This window comes from Chroococcidiopsis sp. TS-821 (assembly GCF_002939305.1).
Lineage (GTDB): Bacteria > Cyanobacteriota > Cyanobacteriia > Cyanobacteriales > Chroococcidiopsidaceae > Chroogloeocystis.
Genome location: NZ_MVDI01000001.1, coordinates 546,349 through 568,264 on the forward strand (window position 1 = coordinate 546,349; position 21,916 = coordinate 568,264).

The window sequence follows — 21,916 nt, forward strand, 5'->3', positions numbered from 1 at the left end:
CTCCTGCCCCAAATATTACGATACAATAGGCAAAATACTTTGTACGCCTTCTGCTGACAGCAACTGCTGTAGTTGATTCAACGCTGGATAGGCTCCACACAACAGTAAAAAATCACCTGCTTGTAGATTCATACTGCTATCGGGAAACCAAAAGAATTTGCCATCACGTCGAATTGCCTGTACTTGCACACTGCAACGCGTAAAAATATCTAACTGTGCCAAGGTTTGATTAACCACTGGGCTATTCACTCCGAGTGTAATCCAGTGACACAACATATTTTCATCATGAATTGCTACTTCACCTTTCGCTAATTCATCAAACGCCGCGAGTTCCTCAGCCGTTCCAACAAGCAGTAAGCGATCGCCTGTTTGTAAAATTGCCTTCGCATCAGGATAATCGACTTCTTCACCTTTATCTCGCCGAATTGCTATCAAACTGACACCAGTAAGATACCGTAAGTTTGCTTCCTCCAACGTCATACCAGCCAGCGGAGATTTATCAGGTAAACGATACCAGCGGCTATTCATATCTCTAGCAGCTAGCTGTAACTCTCGCGAAACTTGTGCAGGCGATCGCTCAGGGCGCAATTCAAGATAATGATGCGATCGAATTTGCTGCATTTCTTGTTGAATCACTGGTAGTGCTAAGCCTACCCCTGCTAATAAATGCGTTGCAAGTTCAATACTCGCCTCAAACTCAGGTTGGACAACTTCTCTAGCACCGAGTTGATACAACAGTTCAATATCTTGATCTTTGTTCGCACAAACCACAGTATCAAGTTCCGGCGAGAGTTCCAAAGCCCGCTTCAGACACAACCGCGTACTCATCGGATCGCGCAAGGCAATTGCCAGCGCTCGCGCGCGATCCACCCCAGCAGTTTCTAATACTCGTAAACTACTAGCATTACCATAAACATAAGGCACTCCAGCTTCACGCAACTGTTGAATTTTACTTTCCGACTGATCGATCGCTACCACAGCCAGCCCGCGATCTTGCATCAAACGAACCAAGTTGCGCCCCATTTGCCCATAACCACAGACGACTAAGTGATCCTGGATTGGTAGATCTGGAGAAACTTCACGCGGTACATCAGCCGCGTCTAAATAAAGCTTGAGCCAAGGTAGCGATTCTGCCCAGTTGAACAATGAAGGAACAAGTCGCAAAACAAACGGCGTGAGTACCAGCGTCACTGCGGTTGTTCCCAAAATTAACAGATATACTCTACGAGAAACTAGCCCCAGTGCTTGTCCTTCACTTGCCAGTACAAACGAAAATTCCCCAATTTGAGCTAAACCTAAACCCGCTAGTAAGGCAGTTTTTAAGGAATAACCAAATGCTTTGACCAGCGGAGTCACAATCAAAAATTTACCAACCCAAACCAACGCTACCAACCCCAGAATCAATTCCAGGTTTTGCCACAAAAATACAGGATCGATCAACATTCCGATCGCAGCGAAAAACAACGTCGCAAAGATATCTCGCAGCGGTTCTACATAAGTCAACGTTTGATCGGCATACTCCACCTCCGAAATCATCAATCCTGCAACAAACGCCCCCATTTCGATCGAAAGACCTAAATGTTCAGTCAATAAAGCGATACCTAAACATAAAGCCACAACACCAAGTAAAAATAACTCGCGACTCTCGGTGCGTGCCAAAAGTTTCAGCAATGGTGGAATCAACCAAATCCCCGCAGCTACAGCCCCCGCCGCAAATAGCCCAATCCGCAACAATGCTGTTAGCACTGCCATCCCAATCGCTTCCGCCGGTTGATCCAACGCAGGTAACACCGCCAGCATCAACCCCAGTGCTAAATCTTGAACAACTAAAATCCCTAACATCACTTGCCCGTGGGAAGTTTCAGTTTCGTTGCGTTCCATTAAGCACTTGAGTACAACCGCTGTCGAAGATAAAGATAAAATTGCACCTAAAAAGACACCTTGGGCTGGTGAATTCACCCAACCAACAAATAAAGATACAAGCGCTGTCACCAGAATAGTCAGGGCAATTTGTAAGCCACCACCACCTAAACTGATAGTTTGTACTTTTTTAAGTTCTGCAAAAGAAAACTCAACACCTAGAGCAAATAGCAAGAAGGCAACTCCAAACTGTGCCAGCGTTTCCACTTGAATTAATTCTTTGATCAATCCAAGTCCAGCAGGACCCACGATCATTCCGCCCAGCAAATAACCAAGCAGCACAGGTTGGCGCAATAGTGCTGCCAAAAGCCCTCCGCCAGCCGCAACTGCAAGAACTAACACTAAATCGACAATTAATCTAAAATCTTCTTGCACAAGTCTTTAACAAAACTATATAAACCCTATAAATCTCACCATAAAGGTTTTTGCAGACAAAAGCTAGTACGCTATGCGCAGCCTAGCAAAACACCTCGCAGTACAGTCTGTAAAATCACTTTTTCTGTATTTTTATCAAATTTTAACAACTTCTAGTGAATTTCTAAATAAAACCAACAAGTAATATTCTTATGCACTGACAATAGTTTTACGGTTGCTATCAGCAATTTACCTTGCTACAAATGATTCAATAGTAAATGAGTTTTTATTTTTTAATATTATAAGTACCAAAGTTCTAGAAACAGCTAGTTCAAAAACTTTGGCAAAATCCTTTGAGCAACATAATAAAAATGTTGCTGAGAATATTGCAAATACAACTCAATTTACTATATCGTGTAAACCTCAACTTAAAAAACATGATGTTAAAACAGCTTTCATTCAACTGCTTAAATACAATAGCTTCTTTAAGCTATTAAAAATAAGTATTAATAAGGCAATACTTTTTTTGTTCTATCCACCTGCTGTTCTTAAACTCTTATTAAATAAAATTCAAACAAGTATTTCTTTACTGCAGACTTTAGAACGAGTTAATTTGCCATTCTCAACCATGTTGATTTATAAACAATTGAAAGGCAAATCAATGCAAGGAGACTTTTATGATCGATTAACACGTTTACCTAATCGCTGCTTTCTAGCACAAGAATTATCTCAAAAGTTCAATAGTGTCAAACAAAACCTTACTGAAAGTTTTGCTGTTTTACTATTAGATTTAGACCGTTTCCAAGTAGTAGACGATAATCTAGCATATGGTATAGAAGATCAACTAATTATCGCACTTGCTCGTAGGCTAGAAGCATACACGCGTCATCACGACATAGTCGTACATCTTGGCAGTGGAGAGTTTGCGATTCTACTCAATAGTATTAAAGATGTCAGCTACGTACAACAGATCGCAGAGCGCATCTACAAAGAACTTGTTTTACCTTTTTACATCAAAGGGCATGAAGTTTTTATCAATGTGTGTATTGGGATTGCGCTGAGCAAGAAAGATTATCAACAACCGGAGGATATATTAAGAGATGCTGACATAGCAATGCATTATGCGAAGAAGCTTGGCAGATCGTGCTATCAGATATTTAATACAGCTATGCATGATGAAGCAGTAGAGGTTTTAAAACTGGAGAACGATTTAAGACGGGCAATCGAGCGCCAAGAGTTTCGCTTACACTATCAACCAATTGTGTTGCTAGAAAATAAGCAAATTGTGGGATTTGAGGCACTTGTGCGCTGGCAACACCCACAGCGCGGACTTATGTATCCTTCTGAGTTTATTTCTCTAGCAGAAGAGACAGGATTGATTACAGCTTTAGACTACTGGGTACTTAGAGAAGCTTGCCATCAAATGCGGACTTGGCAATTAAAGTTTCCTGATGCTTCTTTAGATACAATTAGTGTCAATATTTCTGGCAAACAACTTCTCAGAAGTGATTTTTTAGACCAAGTAAAGCAAGTTTTGCAAGAAACAAAACTTGAACCCCATTGCTTGAAGCTAGAAATTACTGAAAGCAGTTTAATCAAAAATATTAGTACTGCTGTCAATATTATTGAGGAGTTGAAAGCTTTAGGTATTCAATTTTCAATGGATGATTTTGGCACAGGCTATTCATCTTTGAGTTATTTATATAATTTTCCAATTAATACTTTAAAGCTCGACCGCTCTTTTATTCAGAAAATGAATGAAAGCAGGCAAAAGCTAGAAATAGTCAAAGCAATTGTCACGCTTGCTTTGAATTTAGATATGGAAGTAGTAGCAGAAGGAATAGAAACGGCAAACCAACACGCTCAACTCAAAGTTTTGAAGTGTACTTATGGTCAAGGCTTTTTGTTTTCCAAAGCTTTAGAGCGCCAAGGAGTCGAAGTTTTTCTCGAATCTGAGTTATTAGCTCAAAAATACTATAAACAAACAAAGCCACAATATAACTCGGAAGAACAATTCTCGCGAGAGCAGCTACTAATTCATATTGAAAGACTCAAGCAAGAACTAGAGGAGTTAAAACAGGAAAAAACTGATTTGGAAATTTTGTTGGAGATGACGAATGAACACTCAAGCGTAGTAGAACTAGAGTTACACAAAGAAATTAGCGACCATCAAAAAGCTGAAGCAGCATTACAAGAAGTAAACAAAAAACTCCAAAGTCTTAGTTGTATCGATAGCTTAACGCAGATTGCTAATCGTCGTCGGTTCGATCAGGCGATCGCCCAAGAATGGTGGCGCATGGCACGGGAAAAACATCCCTTGGCTTTGATCTTCTGCGATGTTGATTATTTTAAAAAATATAACGATTGCTACGGTCATCAAGCAGGTGATTTTTGTTTAAAACAAGTTGCTCAAATTATTAGTAGCGTACTCGATCGCCCTGGGGACTTAGTCGCTCGTTATGGTGGAGAAGAGTTTGCTGTTATCCTACCAAACACAGATAGTGAAGGCGCAACTAAAGTTGCTCAAAAAATTCAACTGCAACTGCGCAATGCTCAACTTGTGCATGGTGATTCGGCAATCAGCGACTATGTAACGATGAGTTTGGGTATTGCTAGCACTATTCCCACACCAGAAAGTAACCCCGATGCTTTGATCGCAAAAGCAGATAAAGCATTATACCAAGCAAAAATGCAAGGGCGCGATCGCTTTGTTCTTTCCAAGACTGGCGACTCTAATCAGTAGACTTTAAAGCTTAGTTTCATAGCACTGCATCGTGTTTTTCAGTAACACGTAGCTTCAGCTTGCCTTTTAAAAATTTATCGATTCCCGCATAAACCTATTCAGATTCATTAAGAGGATAACAATGTCAAACTATTTAGCTTCTAACCAATCGATTCACGAACTCGTTGAGCTTCAAGTTGCAAAAACACCGGATGCGATCGCTGTTACGTTTCAAGAGCAACACTTAACCTACCGCGAACTCAACGAAAAAGCAAATCAACTAGCGCACTATCTCAAATCATTAGGAGTCAAACCCGAAGTTTTAGTAGGAATTTGTGTCGAGCGATCGCTAGAGATGATCGTCGCCCTCCTCGGTATTCTCAAAGCAGGCGGTGCTTACGTTCCCCTCGATCCTACTTACCCTAAAGAGCGCCTAGCATTCACGATCGAGGACACTCAAATTCCCATCTTACTCACACAACAAAAACTAGCACCTTTACTGCCTTCACACCCTGGATATCTATTCATAGATAGTGATTGGAAAACGATTGCTCAGCAACCTATAAATAACCCTTTTAGTGAAGTTGCACCGCACAATCTTGCCTATGTCATCTATACATCAGGTTCAACTGGTAAACCCAAAGGAGTAGCCATTGAACATCGCAATACAGTCACTTTCATCGATTGGGCAAAAGATTTCTTTAGCGCTGAGCAATTAAAAGGGGTACTAGCTTCTACTTCACTTTGCTTTGACTTATCAGTTTTTGAAGTGTTTGTCACTTTAAGCTGTGGAGGCACAGTTATTTTGGCGCAAAATGCCTTACAGTTACCAGAACTACCAGCAGCACAAAAAGTTACCTTAATTAACACAGTACCTTCAGCGATCGCTGCTTTACTTCGTATTAATGGCATTCCTAGTTCTGTAGAGACAATTAACCTTGCTGGAGAACCGCTACAAAACGCCTTAGTACAACAACTGTATCAACTAGATCGCGTTCGTCACATATTCAATCTTTACGGTCCTTCTGAAGATACTACCTACTCTACCGTTGCCTTAATGCAAAAAGGCTCAACAGAAACTCCTCTCATTGGTCGTCCTATCTCTAATACTCAAATTTATCTGCTAGATTCTCACCTCAAACCTGTGCCAGAGGGAATTGAAGGTGAAATTTATATTGCTGGAGCCGGTTTAGCTAGAGGTTATCTCAATCGTCCGGATCTTACCGACGAGAAATTCATTCCTAATCCTTTCAGCACCGAGCCAGGTTCGCGACTCTACAAAACTGGAGATCTGGCAATACAGTTACCCGATGGTAATCTCAAATACTTAGGACGTATCGATCGCCAAGTTAAAATTCGTGGCTTTCGGATTGAATTAGGAGAAATTGAGTCAGTATTAACAAAACACCCTGGAGTATGTCAAGTCGTAGTAGTTGCTCGTGAGGTCTCCGCAGATGACAAGCGCTTAGTAGCTTATGTAGTTCCTAATGGTTCAGACTTGCCACGACAAAATCTGATGATGCGCGAATTGCGTGATTTTCTGAAGATGGAATTGCCTGAGTTTATGATTCCTTCAGCATTTGTCTTTCTAGAGGAACTACCCCTGACTCTCAACGGCAAAATTGATCGTCGTGCATTGCCAATTCCTCAATGGAGTTGCATGGAACAGGGTATTTATGTCGCCCCTCGCAATTCCACAGAAATTCAGTTATCCGAACTTTGGAGCCAATTACTTGGCGTAGAACAGCCCAGTATCCACGATAATTTCTGCGAGTTAGGCGGGCACTCACTGTTGGCAATTCAACTTGTGCATCGCGTCAATGAGATTTTTCAGATTGAGCTACCCCTTGAGCATTTTCTAGAAACGCCAACGATCGCAGGAATGGCTCACCATATTGAGATAATCTGTAGCACAGATACCGATAAGCTAACTAAACAAGTGGAAAGCGAAGTAGAGTTAGACTCTGCTATTTATCCTGAAAATATCTTAACTGGTTCTATTCCTCAAATTCTGCTGACTGGTGCTACTGGTACTTTAGGTGCATATCTACTTTATGAGTTGTTACAACGAACTCGTGCAGATATACACTGTCTTGTTCGTGCCAGCAGTGTTGCCGAAGCTCAAGCAAAACTTCAAAACGTCTTAAAACGTTACGGACTTTGGAGTAGTAGCCTGGCAGCAAGAATCATACCTGTTCTAGGTGACTTAAGTCAGCCTTATTTAGGCATAAAATTTGAGCAATTCACTCGACTAGCAGAAAAAATTGACTTAATTTACCACTGTGGTGCATGGGTTAACATAGCCTATCCCTATTCAGCCCTGAAAGCTACCAATGTTCTGGGTACTCAAGAAATTATCCGTTTAGCAAGCCAGACAAAAACAAAACCAGTACATTTTGTTTCGACAATCGACGTTTTCTCGGTCACTAACAGCGATACGCTCAGAACAATCAAAGAAGAGGATGCTCCAGGTCCAAAAACTGCACTTTGTAGTGGCTATGCCCAAAGTAAGTACATAGCTGAGCAATTACTCATCGAGGCTGCTTCTAGGGGTTTGCCAGTTTCTATTTATCGACCCAGTAACATCATAGGAGACAGTAAAACAGGAATTTCCCTGAGCGATGGATTCATTACTTTGATGCTCAAGGGTTGCCTGCAAATGGGAATCGCTCCCAACCTAAATGCAATGTTGAACCTTGTACCAGTAGATTATGTCAGTCAAGCGATCGTTGTTTTGTCACAACAGCAACAACTCTGCACTCAAGCTTTTCAAATAGTCAATCCACAACCAATCGAGTGGAAACAACTGATTAACTGGTTGAATCAGAAAGGTCACTCAGTTCGCTTAGAATCATATAGCTTCTGGTATTCTCAACTGCTGAAACTGGCTGCCCAAAATTCAGAAAATACTCTAACTCCTCTAGCAAGTCTTTTTACTAACCAGTGCTTAGTTCAACAACTCTTAGGAGCCTTTTTCTTCGATTCTGAAAGCACCTTGAAAGTGTTAGCTGCACACTCTATCACCTGTCCTCCAATTAATGATGACTTGCTGCATACCAACTTCTCATGGATTAACCACCATAATTCCCTCAACTCTCAACTTTCACATCATCAGTCAAAAGAGCTAATTCCTGCTTAGCTTGTACTGACGCAATAATTACCAAAATTTATTTCGGTTAGACGATCTCCAAGGTGAGTTTAGCAACCAAGTTTGGGCAAACTAACAACGTACAGCAAAACTTGCCTTGACAATTCTATGATTTCTAAGCGAATTCACATGAAATCTCCGTTGCCAAGTTTGGCAGGTTAGCTCCCAACGACATCGAAGCGAGTTTAAGAGTTGGCGAATGAACGTAAATTGGATAAATAAGATAAAAACCCGCTTGCCTGCACTTCAGAGAAAGTCTTCTGAACAGCATCAATATACAGGATCGCTGACACAAAAAACGCTCATCAAAACAGCACTCAGTATTGGAGCTGTCATTATTGCATCAACTGGAGTAGGATACTTCCAATTAATTTCGCGCATCACAGCACAAACTCTTACACAAGTAGAAAAGTATGCTCTTTCACGAGCAGAACGGGAAAAAGCTATTTTTACCTTGGCAGAAGACAATCACGTCATACTTAAACAAGTTCTTTTAGAAGCCATTCAGGAGAAAGGTAAGCAAGATCCTCAAGCTCAGTTTGAACAGCTGTTTGTCAGAATGCCTGATGGTACTATTCGTAATCGTCTTGAAAACTTTGATCCGCAAAAAACTCCTGGAGTATTTTTGGGTAGTAACGTCAAGATCGATCCTGATATGCGCCGTCGGGTTATGACTTACTTTGACTTACTGAGTGCTTACGGTCCAGCATGGCGGAATCGTTTTGTCAATACTTATATGCAAATTCCAGAAAACGGAATTGCGATTTATATGCCCAGTTATGCTTGGACACAAAATGCTCCTTCAGATAAATCCTTTCGAGTCACTGATGATGAGTCATTTTATATTACTGATAAAGTGCATAACCCAGAGCGTAAAACTACTTGGACTGGTATATACTATGACCAAGTTGCAAAACATTGGATGGCTTCGTGCGTTACCCCAATAGACTTAAATGGCAGGCATATTGCCACAATTGGACACGATATTTTAATTGATGAATTACGCGAACGTGCGATTCGAGATGCTTTGAAAGGAACGTACAACATCATCTTTCGTGAAGATGGACGTTTAATCGCACATCCTGATTTCATGCAAGAAATTCAAGATGGTGAGGGAAGATTTAATATTTCTCACTCAGGAAATGCTAACTTACGTCGTATTTTTGCACTAGTAAAACAAAGACAAACCAATCAAGTTATTATTGACAACAATAAAGATCGTCAATATTTAGCCGTCACTAATATTAAAGGACCCAATTGGTATTTAGTTACTGTTTATCCCAAAAGCCTCCTTCAACAACAAGCTTTTTCTAGTGCTCGGCTCATTCTTTTTTTAGGACTCATCTCGTTAGCAATTGAAATTATTATTATTTTCCTAATTTTACGCCGACAAATTTCTGAGCCGCTCATTAACATGATGAAGGCAACGGAAAGCATCACGGCTGGTGAATTGAACGTTGAGCTAGACGTATCTCGGCAAGATGAATTAGGTCATTTAGCTTTCTTATTTAACAAGATGGCACAGCAGTTACGAGAATCTTTCTGTAAGTTAGCGAAAACGAACGAAGAACTAGAACTGCGAGTTGAAGAACGAACTGCGGAACTTAAAGAAGCTAAAGAGACTGCTGATGCAGCTAATCGTGCTAAGAGTGAGTTTTTAGCGAATATGAGCCACGAATTGCGCACTCCTTTAAACGCAATTATTGGCTATAGTGAAATGCTGCAAGAAGAAGCACAAGATCTCGAACAAGAAGAATTCATTCCTGACTTGCGTAAAATTCATAATGCGGGTAAACACTTATTATCGTTAATTAACGACATCCTTGACTTGTCTAAAATTGAAGCAGGTCGGATGGAACTTTATCAAGAAACTTTTGAAGTTAATACGCTTGTCAATGAAGTCATCAATACGATCGCACCTTTAGCTGAGAAAAATCACAACACCTTGATTGTCAATTGTCCTGAACAGGCGGGTACAATGTACGCCGATCTGACAAAGGTGCGTCAAAGTTTATTTAATTTGCTTAGTAACGCTTGTAAATTTACAGAAAAAGGCAAAATCGTTCTCACAGTCAATCGCTATACAAAAGATGACCAAGGTTGGATTCGCTTTCAAGTCAAAGACACAGGAATTGGGTTAACTCTAGAACAACAACAAAAAATCTTTCAAGCTTTTACCCAGGCGGATGCGTCAACAACGCGCAAATATGGGGGAACAGGGTTAGGACTCGCAATTACAAAACGATTTTGTCAGCTGATGGAAGGCGACATCAGTGTCAGTAGTACGCCAGGTGAAGGTTCTACCTTTGTCATCGAGTTACCAACTAAAACTTGCGAACTTTCCCATAATGTTGAAACCGAAAAGATTGCGATCGCCGAGTCTTCTTCGTGTCAGTTAACGACGATTCTGGTTATCGATGACGATCAAACTGTCAAAGACTTAATCCAACGCTATCTCAATAAGGAAGGCTTCCAAACAATCGCTGCGAGTAATGGCGCTGTAGGCTTGTCGCTAGCTAAGGAAATACGACCTGATGCGATTATTCTTGACGTAATGATGCCTGGTATGGATGGTTGGACAGTGCTAGCTTCGCTTAAAGCCGATCCTGAAGTTGCCAATATTCCAGTCATTATGACAACCATCGTCGATGACAAAAACTTAGGCTACGCTTTAGGTGCTTCTGATTATCTGCTCAAACCTATCGATCGCGATCGCTTAATGGCAATGTTGCAGAAATACCATGCAGCACAATCTTTTAATGCAGTAATGATGGTAGAAGATAACAAAGTCACCAGTCAAATGATTGGTCGTCAACTCGAAAAAGAAGGCTGGCAAGTTCTGCAAGCTGAAAATGGGCGCAAAGCATTAGAACTGCTTCAAGTCAACAATCCTGGACTGATTATCACTGACCTCATGATGCCAGAAATGGATGGTTTTGAGTTTATTCACATCCTTCGCCAAACTCCACAATGGGCATCAATTCCAGTTATTGTGATTACTGCTAAAGAATTAACAGAAGAAGAAGAAAACCATTTGCGCCAGCACGTTTATAAAGTTTTTGAAAAAGGTTCTTACGATCGCCAAGCCTTACTCAAAGAAGTTCATTATTTGTTGTCACAAGCAGTTAACCTGCAAAAAACTTTGACATTAAAAGCTTAAGGTGAAATCGATGACCAAAATTTTATTAGTTGAAGACAATGAAATGAATCGAGATATGCTCTCGCGACGTCTGACTCGTAAAGGTTATGATGTCGTTTTTGCTGTTGACGGCGCGCAGGGTTTATCTATGACTTCCTCAGAAAATCCTGACATTATTTTAATGGATATGAGTTTACCTGTAATTGACGGTTGGGAAGCAACTCGACAACTGAAAACGAATCCCCGCACTCGAAATATTCCAGTTATTGCTTTAACAGCACACGCCATGTCAGGCGATCGCGAAAAAGCACTTACAGCTGGATGCGATGAGTACGACACCAAACCCATCGAGTTACCGCGCTTACTCGCAAAAATTGAGGCTCTTTTAGGAAGAACGAACTAACAGAATGGAAAATAATCACAGTACGCAACTTGCTTTGATGTCATATCTAAGGCATGAATTGCGTACGCCAATTAATGCCATCATTGGCTACAGTGAAATGCTACTTGAGGAAATAGCAACTGATCCTCAAACAGCAACAACTTCTCATTTAGAGCAAATTCAAAACTGTGGTAATCAATTGCTAGCACTGATTAATAAACATCTCGATCCAGCTAGTGTAGATAATTATTCTTCTCTTCATTTAGCTACTATTAGTGAAGCTATACCTTTAGCATTAGAACCTCTTTTAAAGATGGTTATTTCTTGTTGCGATCAGCTTTCAGAACAGGCAGCAGAAGAATTAATCGCTGATATCAATAAAATTCGTACTGCTACGCAATCATTATTCGAAATAATTAACAATATTACTCATTTTGCTGAACGTTATCTCCAGTTGAACAATATTAAATTCGAAAATAAAGTCTCGGAAGAAAATCATATAGAAAGAAATAGCTATAAAAAATCCACAAATCGCTCAGGCAATATCTTAGTTGTAGACGACAACGAAAGCAATCGAGACTTACTTTCTAGACTCATCACTGCTCAAGGTTACACTGTGACAACGGCTGCTAATGGTTTGCAGGCTATTCAACTGATTAAGACAGGTAACTACGACTTAATTCTTCTGGATATACTCATGCCAGAAGTTAATGGCTATGAAGTTTTACAATGGCTGCGCGAGCAATTTCAACATATTCCGGCGATCGCTATTTCTGCTCTAGATGAAATTGATAGTGTTGTTAAATGTATCGAAATGGGAGCAGAAGATTATTTAACAAAACCTTTCAACTCAGTTTTACTACGTGCCAGAATCGAAGCTTGTTTAGAGAAAAAACGTCTCCGCGATCGCGAAGCTCAATATTTAGCAGAACTTGGTCGTGCAAATCAGGAAATTACAATTCTCAATGAACGTCTAAAAGCTGAAAACTTTCGCTTGAGTGCAGAACTTGAAGTGACGCGGAAACTACAGCAAATGATCCTACCTAAAGACCATGAATTAAGTCAAATTGAAGGATTAGATATTGCTGGATATATGGAACCAGCCGATGAAGTTGGCGGCGACTACTACGATGTTCTACACGCTGATGGGCGAGTCAAAATTGGGATTGGCGATGTCACTGGACACGGATTAGAAAGCGGAGTTTTAATGATTATGGTACAAACTGCCGTGCGAACACTTATGGAGAATAATGAAACCGATCCAAAAAAATTTTTAGAAGTTCTCAATCGCACAATCTATAACAATATTCAACGCATGAGTTCTAATAAAAATCTAACACTTTCTTTAGCTGATTATCATAATGGTAAATTAAATTTAAGTGGTCAGCATGAAAAAATTATTGTTATCCGCTCTAACGGCGCATTAGAATGCATTGATACAATAGATTTAGGTTTTCCTATAGGACTTGAAGAAAGTATTGTAGACTTTGTTGCCCAAACGCAAATTCAATTACAAACTGGTGATGTTGTAGTGTTATACACCGATGGTATTACTGAAGCTGAAAACAGTTTAGGAGTTCAATACGGTATTGACAGGCTTTGTGAAGTCGTTCAACAAAATTGGCAAAAATCAGTTAGAGAAATTAGACAAATTGTTATTGATGACCTCTGCCAGCACATTGGTCAACATAAAGTATACGACGATATTACTTTAGTAATACTCAAGCAAAAATAATTCGCGCAGCTAGTCATTAATTTTTAATAAAAACTTTTATAATTTGATTAATTTAAAATAAATCATGTCCCAAATATTTGGAGATTTTATTACCTGCCTACCGCTTAATCAAGAACACTTGATTGTTGGCTTCTCGCCTAGCTCTACTTCTCTCAAGCAAAGATGGCGTAACAACGGTCTTTCTGCAGATTTTTTAGCTGATTACCTAACGACTTTTTTTCCTGGTAATGAAGACGATCCTATCGTTGCTCGCAAGCAGATAGAAATCAAAAGTGCTGTTAGTTACATCGCTAACGAATTACTCGAAAACGCGATGAAATTCAATCATGAAAGTTCTGCTCCTATCAGCATTCAACTTCATCTACACAGCGATAAAATTATTTTTGTCATCTCTAATAGTATTAGCCTTCAACAAGTCGATGATTTTCAATCATATATCAAAACATTATTAACATCAGACGTAGAGGAGTTATACATCAGCCAGTTGGAAAAAAATACAGAAGAAGAAAATCCTACTACCTCTGGTTTAGGTTTACTAACAATACTCAACGACTACAAAGCTAAGTTAGGCTGGAAGTTTGAAAAAAATCGAGGCGACTCAGATCAAATAATTGTTACTACAATGGTACAGTTGATAGTATAAACTACTTAATCAACTATGAAAAAATTCTTAGATCTAATGAAAATAGAAGGAAAAAATTACAGTGTTCGCTACGATGAATCTACTGCAACTGTACTATTTCAGGGTTCACTCCGCCTCAGTGGCACAGAAGAATATGCTCCTATTGAACAGCTACTGAATCATTTAATAGAGCGAGAACTGCCAAGCATAGCCTTAGACTTGCGGAAATTAGAGTTTCTTAATAGTTCAGGTATTAGTATGTTATCAAAATTCGCGATTAATGTACGCAAGAAAAAAAATATCCAGATGCGCGTGATTGGTTCTCAGGAAATCCCTTGGCAGAGTAAGTCATTAAAAAATTTACAACGACTCATGCCTTCACTAAAGCTAGACATTGTTTAAAATATTTACATAAATTTACACAATTGAAAAATCTTTATATTTTTAGAACACATTTATACACATATATTAAAAGTCAACATATTTTTCTGAAAAGTCTAGAGTATATAAAAAGTAGTAAGGGCAGAAGCCCATTATAAAATGAAAAGCTAATTTAAGTTGGTATTGTTAATCTTGAGTTTTTTGATTTAAATAGCTATACCAACTAAGCAATTTCGGCTCAGCAACATGAAATTGAAATCAGGTTTTCTCAACAAAGTGTTGTTATTAGGCAGCATTGTCGTATTGCTTGTTGCCTTGGCAACTCCAGGACAGGCTGCGCAAGTACAGATATTACCAGCCAACCCTCACTTAGGAGATACGCTGTCAGTTTTGATTCAGCAAGACAGCAACGCAAATGGTCAGCCGTCCGTAACGCTCAATCAGAAAACATACCCAGCTTTTGAAATAGCCCCGCATCGTTTTCGGGCCATGATTCCCACGACACCTTTGGAGCAACCAGGAGTACGTCGAATTCAAGTCAACATGGGCGAGCAAGTGCGCAACTTAGCAGTACAAGTACGGAATCGCTCATTTCCCATTCAACGCATTAATCTTCCTCCAGGAAAAGCAGGAATCTCGGCAACGCAATACGAACTTGACCGCGTCGCGGAATTTAAAAAACTGGTAACACCACAAAAATATTGGAATGGTCCTTTTGCCCGACCCAACAAAGGTCGAATCAGTGCGATTTATGGCGTTCGTCGTTACTACAATGGCAAATTTGCTAAAGACTACTACCATCGCGGTGTTGATTATGCAGGTGGTGTGGGTTCGCCAGTGGTCGCTCCAGCATCGGGACGCGTTGCTTTGGTGGGCACAGTATCTCAAGGCTTTCGCATTCACGGTAATATTATCGGCATCGACCACGGTCAAGGGGTGACAAGCGCCTTTTTACACCTCAGCCGTATTGATGTTAAAGAAGGAGACATGGTGAAACCAGGTCAAGTTATTGGGGCAGTGGGAGCCACAGGTGCCGTGACCGGACCTCACTTACATTGGGGATTGTACGTTCATGGCGAATCGGTCGACCCCGTACCTTGGCGCGAACAAGGATTTAATTAATTACATCGAGCTTGATCGTTTTGCGGGAGAAGCTGGGAAAAATTAATACAAGGTTACTGCGATCTATTTGAGCAAGCGCCGTGGAGTTTGGAAGCGTTATGAGTATCCAAAAAATAGTAGAACAAGCTTTGCAAGATGGTTATTTAACACCAGCAATGGAAACCGAGGTCGGTCGAATTTGCGACACAGCAGTGGAGCTTTCCATTGAAGATTACATGGCACTCGACAAACTCATGGGAGCGCTATTAACGGGGGAAGTTGTCGCAGTACCGCGCAAGCAATTCATCAATGTGATGGAAGAATTAGTGCTAACCGAAGCGATCGCGCGGGTAGCCGAAATTCAAGTGACAAGCGTACATACGATTGACGTAGGCGATATTGCCGCTTATGCATTAAATCGTCTTCCCCCGCTTTATGCCACAACCGAAGAAGGTGCTAAATACCAAAGCCAAAGAGCAAGTGAAGAACTGCAAGATTTAATTCGCGAACAAGTCAGCGCGGCGATCGCGCGCAGTCTTGACCAACCGAATTTCTTCCCTGAGCGGCAAGCTATCAGCAAGAGTACTGGAAACGAAGTTCTTAAACAAGTCAGTAGCCTTCTACAAGCTTACGCACCAGATTTTGAAGAACAAACTGCTACAGACCGCGAGGCATCTTAATAACTCTAAAACAAAAAATTAATAAAGATTTACCAGTTTTTCATGCATTTTTCCTCATACCTCAGGCACATTATAGCTAGGAATTCAGTCATATTTTTTGGTATCTGGCTTGGTGTTGCCAGCTTGATTGCCAAGATTTGTGATTTAGCAAAAAAGTGTGGCGTGAGGATGAGGAATAGTGATGCTAGAGAGACTTATATTAGCGATCGCAGCTACGTTTTGCCTTAATTTATTTTTGGGAGTACGTCTGCCAAACAAGACCGTTACCTATCCAAGTTATCGCATAGGAGAAACCCCAACGCGTTTAGTGAATGCCCCAAATCGCTCAAAGATACCTCAATTACCTGCGGCTTCCATCCCCTGGTAGCTCTTCTGAAAAAGAGGTCAGGGGTCAGAGAAACAGAAAAACTTTACATTGTATTTCCTAACCTTTGATCCCCGATTTCTAATTCCTGACCCCTCTAGTGATCCAGTGATAAATCTGGCACTCAGATAAGGAACTTCCCTGCATCTATGGTGTCTAATAATGAGGGATGTGTCGAGCCAGTGGCTTTTATGAGTCAATCAATTCCTGTAAGCTGGTCATCTGTTGAGGCAAATATTCCTCAGACACCAGTGCAAGTAGACAGCTTATCTAACTACGATTTGATTTTGCTTTGTCAAGCTGGGTTACGCCCAGAGCGGAATGCATTTGCTGAATTGTTACGTCGGTATCAATCCCACGTAGATAAGGTTTTATACCATCTGGCTCCCGACTGGCAAGATCGAGCAGATTTAGCTCAAGAAGTGTGGATTCGAGTTTATCGCAATATCAAGCGCTTAAACGATCCAGTGAAATTTCGAGGTTGGCTGAGTCGGATAGCAACAAACCTGTTTTACGACGAATTACGCAAACGCAAACGCAATTCAAGCCCGCTATCTTTAGATGCTCCCCGTGCAGTGGAAGATGGAGATATGGATTGGGAAATCGCAGGCGATCACCCTAGTCCTGACGAAGAGTTGACTACGCGCGAGTTTTACGAACAACTCCAAGAAGCGATCGCTGACTTACCCGAAGTTTTCCGTACGACTATCGTACTGCGCGAAATCGAAGGCATGGCGTATGAAGACATTGCCGAAATTACTGGTGTTTCTTTGGGTACTGTTAAGTCTCGCATCGCGCGGGCACGTTCCCGATTACAGTCACAACTTCAACAATATTTAGAAGGTTAACGAATGTTGACTTGATGAAGATAAGTAAAAAAGCAGAGGAGGATTATGTCTTAAAGAAGATTCTCAAAACCTTAGGTTTTTGCAGATTATTAAAAGTAGCAGTTAACTAGCGTGCATAGTTGGCTCGTCTCCCCAATCAAATTTGGTAGTAATGTTAAAATGACGTCTGAGATCAAGTTGCCACGCGAGCAGTCCCATACAAGGGATTTGCCAGCAATACACACTGGTTATGCTAAGCCAACGGGTGTTATGGATAGATGTCAGCGCGACCGCTTCGAGTTACTAAGTGCTTTTCTCGATGGTGAAGTCACAGCAGCAGAACGAAAGGAAGTAGAAGAATGGCTGGCAAAGGACGTAGAAATGCAACGTTTATACGCCCGATTGCTCAAGTTACGTCAAGGTATACGAACGCTACCGACACCGACCGAACAACAGCCAGTAGAACAAACTGTGCAGCAAGTCTTTACTCGAATTGATCGACGTCGTTCGCGGCGCTTCGCCCTCTGGGGAGGAACAGCGATCGCTGCCTTGTTCGTCGGTGCTTTGTCTGGCGTATTGACGGATCGTTCATCACTGCAAATCGCTGAATTGCAACCAGTACCCGAAGCTAGCGAAACTTTGATGGTGGCTTTGAATAGCCCAGTCATTGAAATTCCGAAAGCAGCCGTCGCCGCTCCAGAACCTCACTTTATCAATCAAGCTGACTATCGTCACGAGTAAAATCCCAGTGAAAACGAGTGGTTGATTTACGGTTATCGACAACCACTCCACCAACCATCTGGTAACAGCTTAGCGCCAAAATCATTAACCTGCTTTAATGTCATAAAATACGCCCAAGCAGAAGCAAGAAAAGATAAGTCTAAATTGTAAGTATCAATCTGCTGGCGATAATATTCATTTTCTTCCATCGGGCGCTGAGGATTGTAGTCTTCTAGCAGATCGAGGTAAGTTAATATTTCTGCATCAGCAAACGAAAGTACAAATCCTTGGACGCGATGCTCGCCAGAAGTCATTGCTGGATACCCAAAAGGAAGCTCGTAAAGTTGACCGAAAGCGATCGCCCGCCTTTGTTGCAAAACTTTACCCGCACAATAGCGTTGATAGTTAACCTCCCCAGGCTTCAAGGTTCCATAAACAAAAATATTAATAACTTCCGACGATTTCATGTGTGAATGTGGTTACACAAATTCACGTGTCTAGCACACTTCAATCATAGTTCGAGCAAACTCGATTGTTAAATTTATGCCGATTTCCCACTTTCTCCTTTGACTACAGCAGCACCGATCAGATGGGCGAGACGCAATGCCTCTGGCACCTTACCACAGTTCGTCAAACGTTGCAGAACAGCAAACGTAACTTCAGGACTCGCACCAGATACCTGAAAGAAAAAAGGTGGATACTGATAAATCGTACCAGCACGTTGCAGCGTCTGTAAGCGTCGAGCAGGTTGAGGTAAATGATGTATTGCTTCTTGCATTGCTTGGAGATTAGGTAGGCGGCGCATGACAGTAACGCACGGAAGCGAAAGTGTATGCGCAAGCAATGGTAGGTCAATAATATTAAATCCGCCAAAAGCAATGCCATCAAGTAACAGAATATGCAACTGTGGTAAGAATTTTTTTCCTAATAGCAATTGACAAATCGTTTCTGTTGCATCCCAACCATCCTGCTGCACTTCTCCCCAAACCATACCTTCAAATCGAGTATCTGCACAAACTACACCCGCAATATTAACTTTTCCGCCACTGCTAGGGCGGGAAAATGGTGCATCATCAAAGCCAATAACACGAATAGTACGACCGCGTCGTAGCAAAGTTTCTAGATCCATGCGGTGGATGAAAACCACAACACTTGCAAACAAAAGCTAGCAAAACGATTAATAATTAACAACTCAAGTTGAGTGACAACTTCTTTCTTTAGCGACCAAGCCAAAACGATTACGCTACGCGCAGCGCCTGAAGCGATCGCGCTGACTGTTGCGTTTATTTACTGCTACATTTTGGAAAGTAGCTTGTGAATACAGCTTTCCAATGAATCGTGTCTTTTCGCCACTACAACAGTTTTTAATTACCTGGCTGCTGATCTTGATAACCGGTTGGGTGACACTTAACGCCTTAAGGTACATTGGGGAACTACTCAGCATTTTGATTACAGCTGGGCTAATTGCGTTTTTGCTTAACTACGCGGTTGCAGCGTTACAACCATTTTTACCTCGGAGTATTGCTGCAATCTTTGTTTACTTGTTAGCCGGAGTCATTGTTGCTTTCACTGCGGTGACTTTAGTACCACCAGTGTTTATTCAAGCACGGCAATTAGTTGTGAATTTACCTTCATTAGTAGCTTCTGCACAACAGCAGTTAATAATGTTTCAAACTTGGAGTGTAGAGCACAACTTACCGTTTGATGTCCGGATATTAGCATCGCAGTTTCTCGCACGGGCGCAAACTTGGAGTGAAGCGATCGCCACGAAAGGTTTTGGTTTGGTATTAGGAACTTTTAACTGGGTGTTAGATTTAATTTTCGTTTTGGTCATCTCGTTTTATATGCTCATTGATGGAGAGCGATTATGGCAAGGTTTAACACGTATTTTTGCACCAACAATTCGAGACAGACTGACAGAATCACTTCAGCGTAACTTACAAAGATTCGTTTCTGGTCAGTTATTACTCGGTTTATTTATGGCAGTAACGCTGACACTGGCGTTTTGGACATTGCGCGTGCCATTTTTTCTTGTATTTGCAGTTTTTATTGGGTTTATGGAAGTGATTCCTTTCATTGGCGCAACTTTAGGAATCGCAACGGTAACGATTGTAGTCGCATTCATTGATTGGTGGCTAGCATTGCAAGTTTTAGCAGTTGCAGTAGCACTGCAACAAATCAAAGATAATTTAGTTGCTCCTCGAATTATGGGCAATCTTACAGGGCTATCTCCAGTAATTATTTTTGTCTCTTTGCTATTGGGAGCGCAATTCGGTGGATTTTTGGGCGTTATTTTGGCAATTCCTCTCACTGGTGTTATCAAAAGTTTGACAGAAATTGTTTTTGACCCCACACTACCGCCTCAAACTGGCTCGTTTTTTTACAATCCACTTGATAGTAGCGATCAAATTTTACTCAGAGTCAGTTCTAAAACTAATGATGATAGCAATTAGTTTTCGTCATTTTTACTTTGTATACCAATCTTCTATTCATTCGAGAAAATCTCTCTTTATTCTTCTCTCTGTGTTCCTGTGTCTGGAGTGGTAGCTTACCGCAAGCCGAAGAAGCATCTATGTTTAAAAACAATATTCACAAATCAGATAAAAATGCTATAGCTATTAATAGTAATTGAATTCTAGAAATATAGAGAATACAAAAGTTATTTGGTACCAACGCATCTATGTTGAAAATAGTTCGTAAAAACAAAGAACTTCTACGGGTTATTCTTGCTGTATCTATTACTGTAGTTGGTCTGCTACATTTTGCCGTACCTGATATTTTCGTCAGGATTGTACCATCTCTTTTACCATATCCCTTAGAGTTAGTTTATATTAGTGGCATTTTTGAAATTTTAGGAGGAATTGGGTTACTTGTTCCTACAGTTAGTCGTGCGGCTGCTTGGGGATTAATTGCACTTTTTATTGCGGTTTTTCCTGCCAATATTAATATGGCGGTAAACCACATTCATATTGATGGCATTCCTGATTCACCTTGGTTTCAGGTTGTTAGACTTCCCTTTCAAGGAGTTCTCATCGCTTGGGCGTTTTGGTATACAAAGCCTTCAACAAATATTAAAGACCAAGCGGCAATCATCAATTTGTACGATACAGAAACTTAGAAAAAATTCTTAGCCTCAAACCTGATTTAATTGTGGGTCATATATGGCGGGCGCAATACTATGCGCTGCTATCGGCGATCGCGCCTACAGTGATGGTAGATACAAATAGTGAAGTTGACTTTAAGAAGAACTTGAAATATTTAGCTGAAATTCTATGAACGCTCTTACCGTTGACATTAAATCAGTCATTGACTTGACCGATGAGCAGTTCTACCAGCTGTGTCAGCGCAATCGGGATTTGCGGTTTGAACGCACAGCCCAAGGAGAACTGATTATTATGCCACCTACCGGAGGGGAGACTGGAAATCGCAACGGTCGGCTTATTCAGCAATTATTCAACTGGACTGATGTTGATGCAACTGGTATTGCTTTCGATTCGACTGGTTTTAAATTACCCAATGGAGCCAACCGCTCTCCTGATGCAGCTTGGTTAACGCTAGAGCGTTGAAATACGCTTACGCCTGAGCAGCAAGAGAAGTTCATCCCGCTTTGTCCCGATTTTGTCGTGGAGTTGATGTCTCCCAGTGATTCGCTGGTGACAGTTCAAGCTAAGATGCAGGAATACATCGACAATGGTGCGCGTATTAGGCTGGCTACTGAATCGCAAGGCAAAGCAAGTTGAAGTTTATCGTTCGGGCAAGGCGGTTGAGGTTTTACAAGCACCTGAAGCGCTTTCGGGTTGGTAGTGTATGTATTCGTAGAT

The 21,916-nt window shown here is 41.0% G+C and carries 18 protein-coding genes and 1 pseudogene; 16 read left to right on the forward strand and 3 right to left on the reverse strand.

Annotated elements, in window-relative coordinates:
• Positions 1 to 15 precede the first annotated feature (15 nt).
• Positions 16 to 2,295, reverse strand: a complete 2,280-nt coding sequence (locus tag B1A85_RS02590; protein WP_104545353.1) for a cation:proton antiporter — start codon at positions 2,293 to 2,295, stop codon at positions 16 to 18.
• Positions 2,296 to 2,902: 607 nt separating this feature from the next.
• On the opposite strand from B1A85_RS02590, the gene B1A85_RS02595 reads away from it, so the two are divergent.
• The 12 genes from B1A85_RS02595 to B1A85_RS02650 all read left to right on the forward strand — a co-directional run bounded on the left by B1A85_RS02595 (position 2,903) and on the right by B1A85_RS02650 (position 18,116).
• Positions 2,903 to 5,017, forward strand: a complete 2,115-nt coding sequence (locus B1A85_RS02595) for a diguanylate cyclase domain-containing protein (protein ID WP_146087130.1) — start codon at positions 2,903 to 2,905, stop codon at positions 5,015 to 5,017.
• Positions 5,018 to 5,138: 121 nt separating this feature from the next.
• A complete protein-coding gene (locus B1A85_RS02600) occupies positions 5,139 to 8,135 on the forward strand; it encodes an amino acid adenylation domain-containing protein (RefSeq protein WP_104545355.1) in 2,997 nt (998 codons plus the stop codon).
• Positions 8,136 to 8,343: 208 nt separating this feature from the next.
• Positions 8,344 to 11,304, forward strand: coding sequence for a response regulator (locus B1A85_RS02605; RefSeq protein ID WP_104545356.1), 2,961 nt, complete (start codon positions 8,344 to 8,346; stop codon positions 11,302 to 11,304).
• A gap of 10 nt (positions 11,305 to 11,314) precedes the next feature.
• Positions 11,315 to 11,686: a response regulator gene (locus B1A85_RS02610; protein WP_104545357.1), complete on the forward strand. Its 372-nt coding sequence runs from the start codon at positions 11,315 to 11,317 to the stop codon at positions 11,684 to 11,686.
• Between the two features lie 4 nt (positions 11,687 to 11,690).
• Entirely contained in the window at positions 11,691 to 13,400 is a 1,710-nt protein-coding gene (locus B1A85_RS02615) for a SpoIIE family protein phosphatase (RefSeq protein ID WP_104545358.1), read from the forward strand.
• 64 nt (positions 13,401 to 13,464) lie between these two features.
• Positions 13,465 to 14,043: a DUF6272 family protein gene (locus B1A85_RS02620; protein ID WP_104545359.1), complete on the forward strand. Its 579-nt coding sequence runs from the start codon at positions 13,465 to 13,467 to the stop codon at positions 14,041 to 14,043.
• A gap of 36 nt (positions 14,044 to 14,079) precedes the next feature.
• Positions 14,080 to 14,424, forward strand: coding sequence for an STAS domain-containing protein (locus B1A85_RS02625; protein WP_104546281.1), 345 nt, complete (start codon positions 14,080 to 14,082; stop codon positions 14,422 to 14,424).
• Positions 14,425 to 14,649: 225 nt separating this feature from the next.
• Positions 14,650 to 15,525 (forward strand): M23 family metallopeptidase, encoded by an 876-nt coding sequence (locus B1A85_RS02630; protein ID WP_104545360.1) that lies wholly within the window; start codon positions 14,650 to 14,652, stop codon positions 15,523 to 15,525.
• Between the two features lie 98 nt (positions 15,526 to 15,623).
• On the forward strand, positions 15,624 to 16,184 hold the full coding sequence (locus B1A85_RS02635; protein WP_104545361.1) for a late competence development ComFB family protein: 561 nt from the start codon (positions 15,624 to 15,626) through the stop codon (positions 16,182 to 16,184).
• Positions 16,185 to 16,365: 181 nt separating this feature from the next.
• Positions 16,366 to 16,551 carry a hypothetical protein gene (locus B1A85_RS02640; protein ID WP_104545362.1) on the forward strand — a complete coding sequence of 62 codons (186 nt, stop codon included), beginning with the start codon at positions 16,366 to 16,368 and terminating at the stop codon, positions 16,549 to 16,551.
• Between the two features lie 188 nt (positions 16,552 to 16,739).
• Positions 16,740 to 17,396, forward strand: a complete 657-nt coding sequence (locus B1A85_RS02645) for a sigma-70 family RNA polymerase sigma factor (protein ID WP_104545363.1) — start codon at positions 16,740 to 16,742, stop codon at positions 17,394 to 17,396.
• Between the two features lie 159 nt (positions 17,397 to 17,555).
• A complete protein-coding gene (locus tag B1A85_RS02650) occupies positions 17,556 to 18,116 on the forward strand; it encodes an anti-sigma factor (RefSeq protein ID WP_104546282.1) in 561 nt (186 codons plus the stop codon).
• Between the two features lie 32 nt (positions 18,117 to 18,148).
• Here B1A85_RS02650 and B1A85_RS02655 read toward each other — a convergent pair whose 3' ends face one another.
• Positions 18,149 to 18,562 (reverse strand): gamma-glutamylcyclotransferase, encoded by a 414-nt coding sequence (locus B1A85_RS02655; protein ID WP_104545364.1) that lies wholly within the window; start codon positions 18,560 to 18,562, stop codon positions 18,149 to 18,151.
• 74 nt (positions 18,563 to 18,636) lie between these two features.
• Positions 18,637 to 19,224, reverse strand: coding sequence for a DUF99 family protein (locus tag B1A85_RS02660; RefSeq protein ID WP_104545365.1), 588 nt, complete (start codon positions 19,222 to 19,224; stop codon positions 18,637 to 18,639).
• Positions 19,225 to 19,426: 202 nt separating this feature from the next.
• Here B1A85_RS02660 and B1A85_RS02665 point away from each other — a divergent pair, with 202 nt between their 5' ends.
• The 4 genes and pseudogenes from B1A85_RS02665 (at position 19,427) to B1A85_RS02680 (ending at position 21,899) form a co-directional block, all read left to right on the forward strand.
• Complete coding sequence (locus B1A85_RS02665; protein ID WP_104545366.1) at positions 19,427 to 20,548, forward strand: AI-2E family transporter; 1,122 nt, start codon at positions 19,427 to 19,429, stop codon at positions 20,546 to 20,548.
• A gap of 227 nt (positions 20,549 to 20,775) precedes the next feature.
• Positions 20,776 to 21,213 carry a DoxX family protein gene (locus tag B1A85_RS02670; RefSeq protein ID WP_104545367.1) on the forward strand — a complete coding sequence of 146 codons (438 nt, stop codon included), beginning with the start codon at positions 20,776 to 20,778 and terminating at the stop codon, positions 21,211 to 21,213.
• A 32-nt stretch (positions 21,214 to 21,245) separates the two neighbouring features.
• On the forward strand, positions 21,246 to 21,371 hold the full coding sequence (locus B1A85_RS02675) for a hypothetical protein (RefSeq protein ID WP_210404141.1): 126 nt from the start codon (positions 21,246 to 21,248) through the stop codon (positions 21,369 to 21,371).
• Positions 21,368 to 21,899 (forward strand): annotated as a pseudogene (locus B1A85_RS02680) (Uma2 family endonuclease). Before B1A85_RS02675 ends, B1A85_RS02680 begins: the two are co-directional and overlap by 4 nt.
• Positions 21,900 to 21,916: the final 17 nt, after the last annotated feature.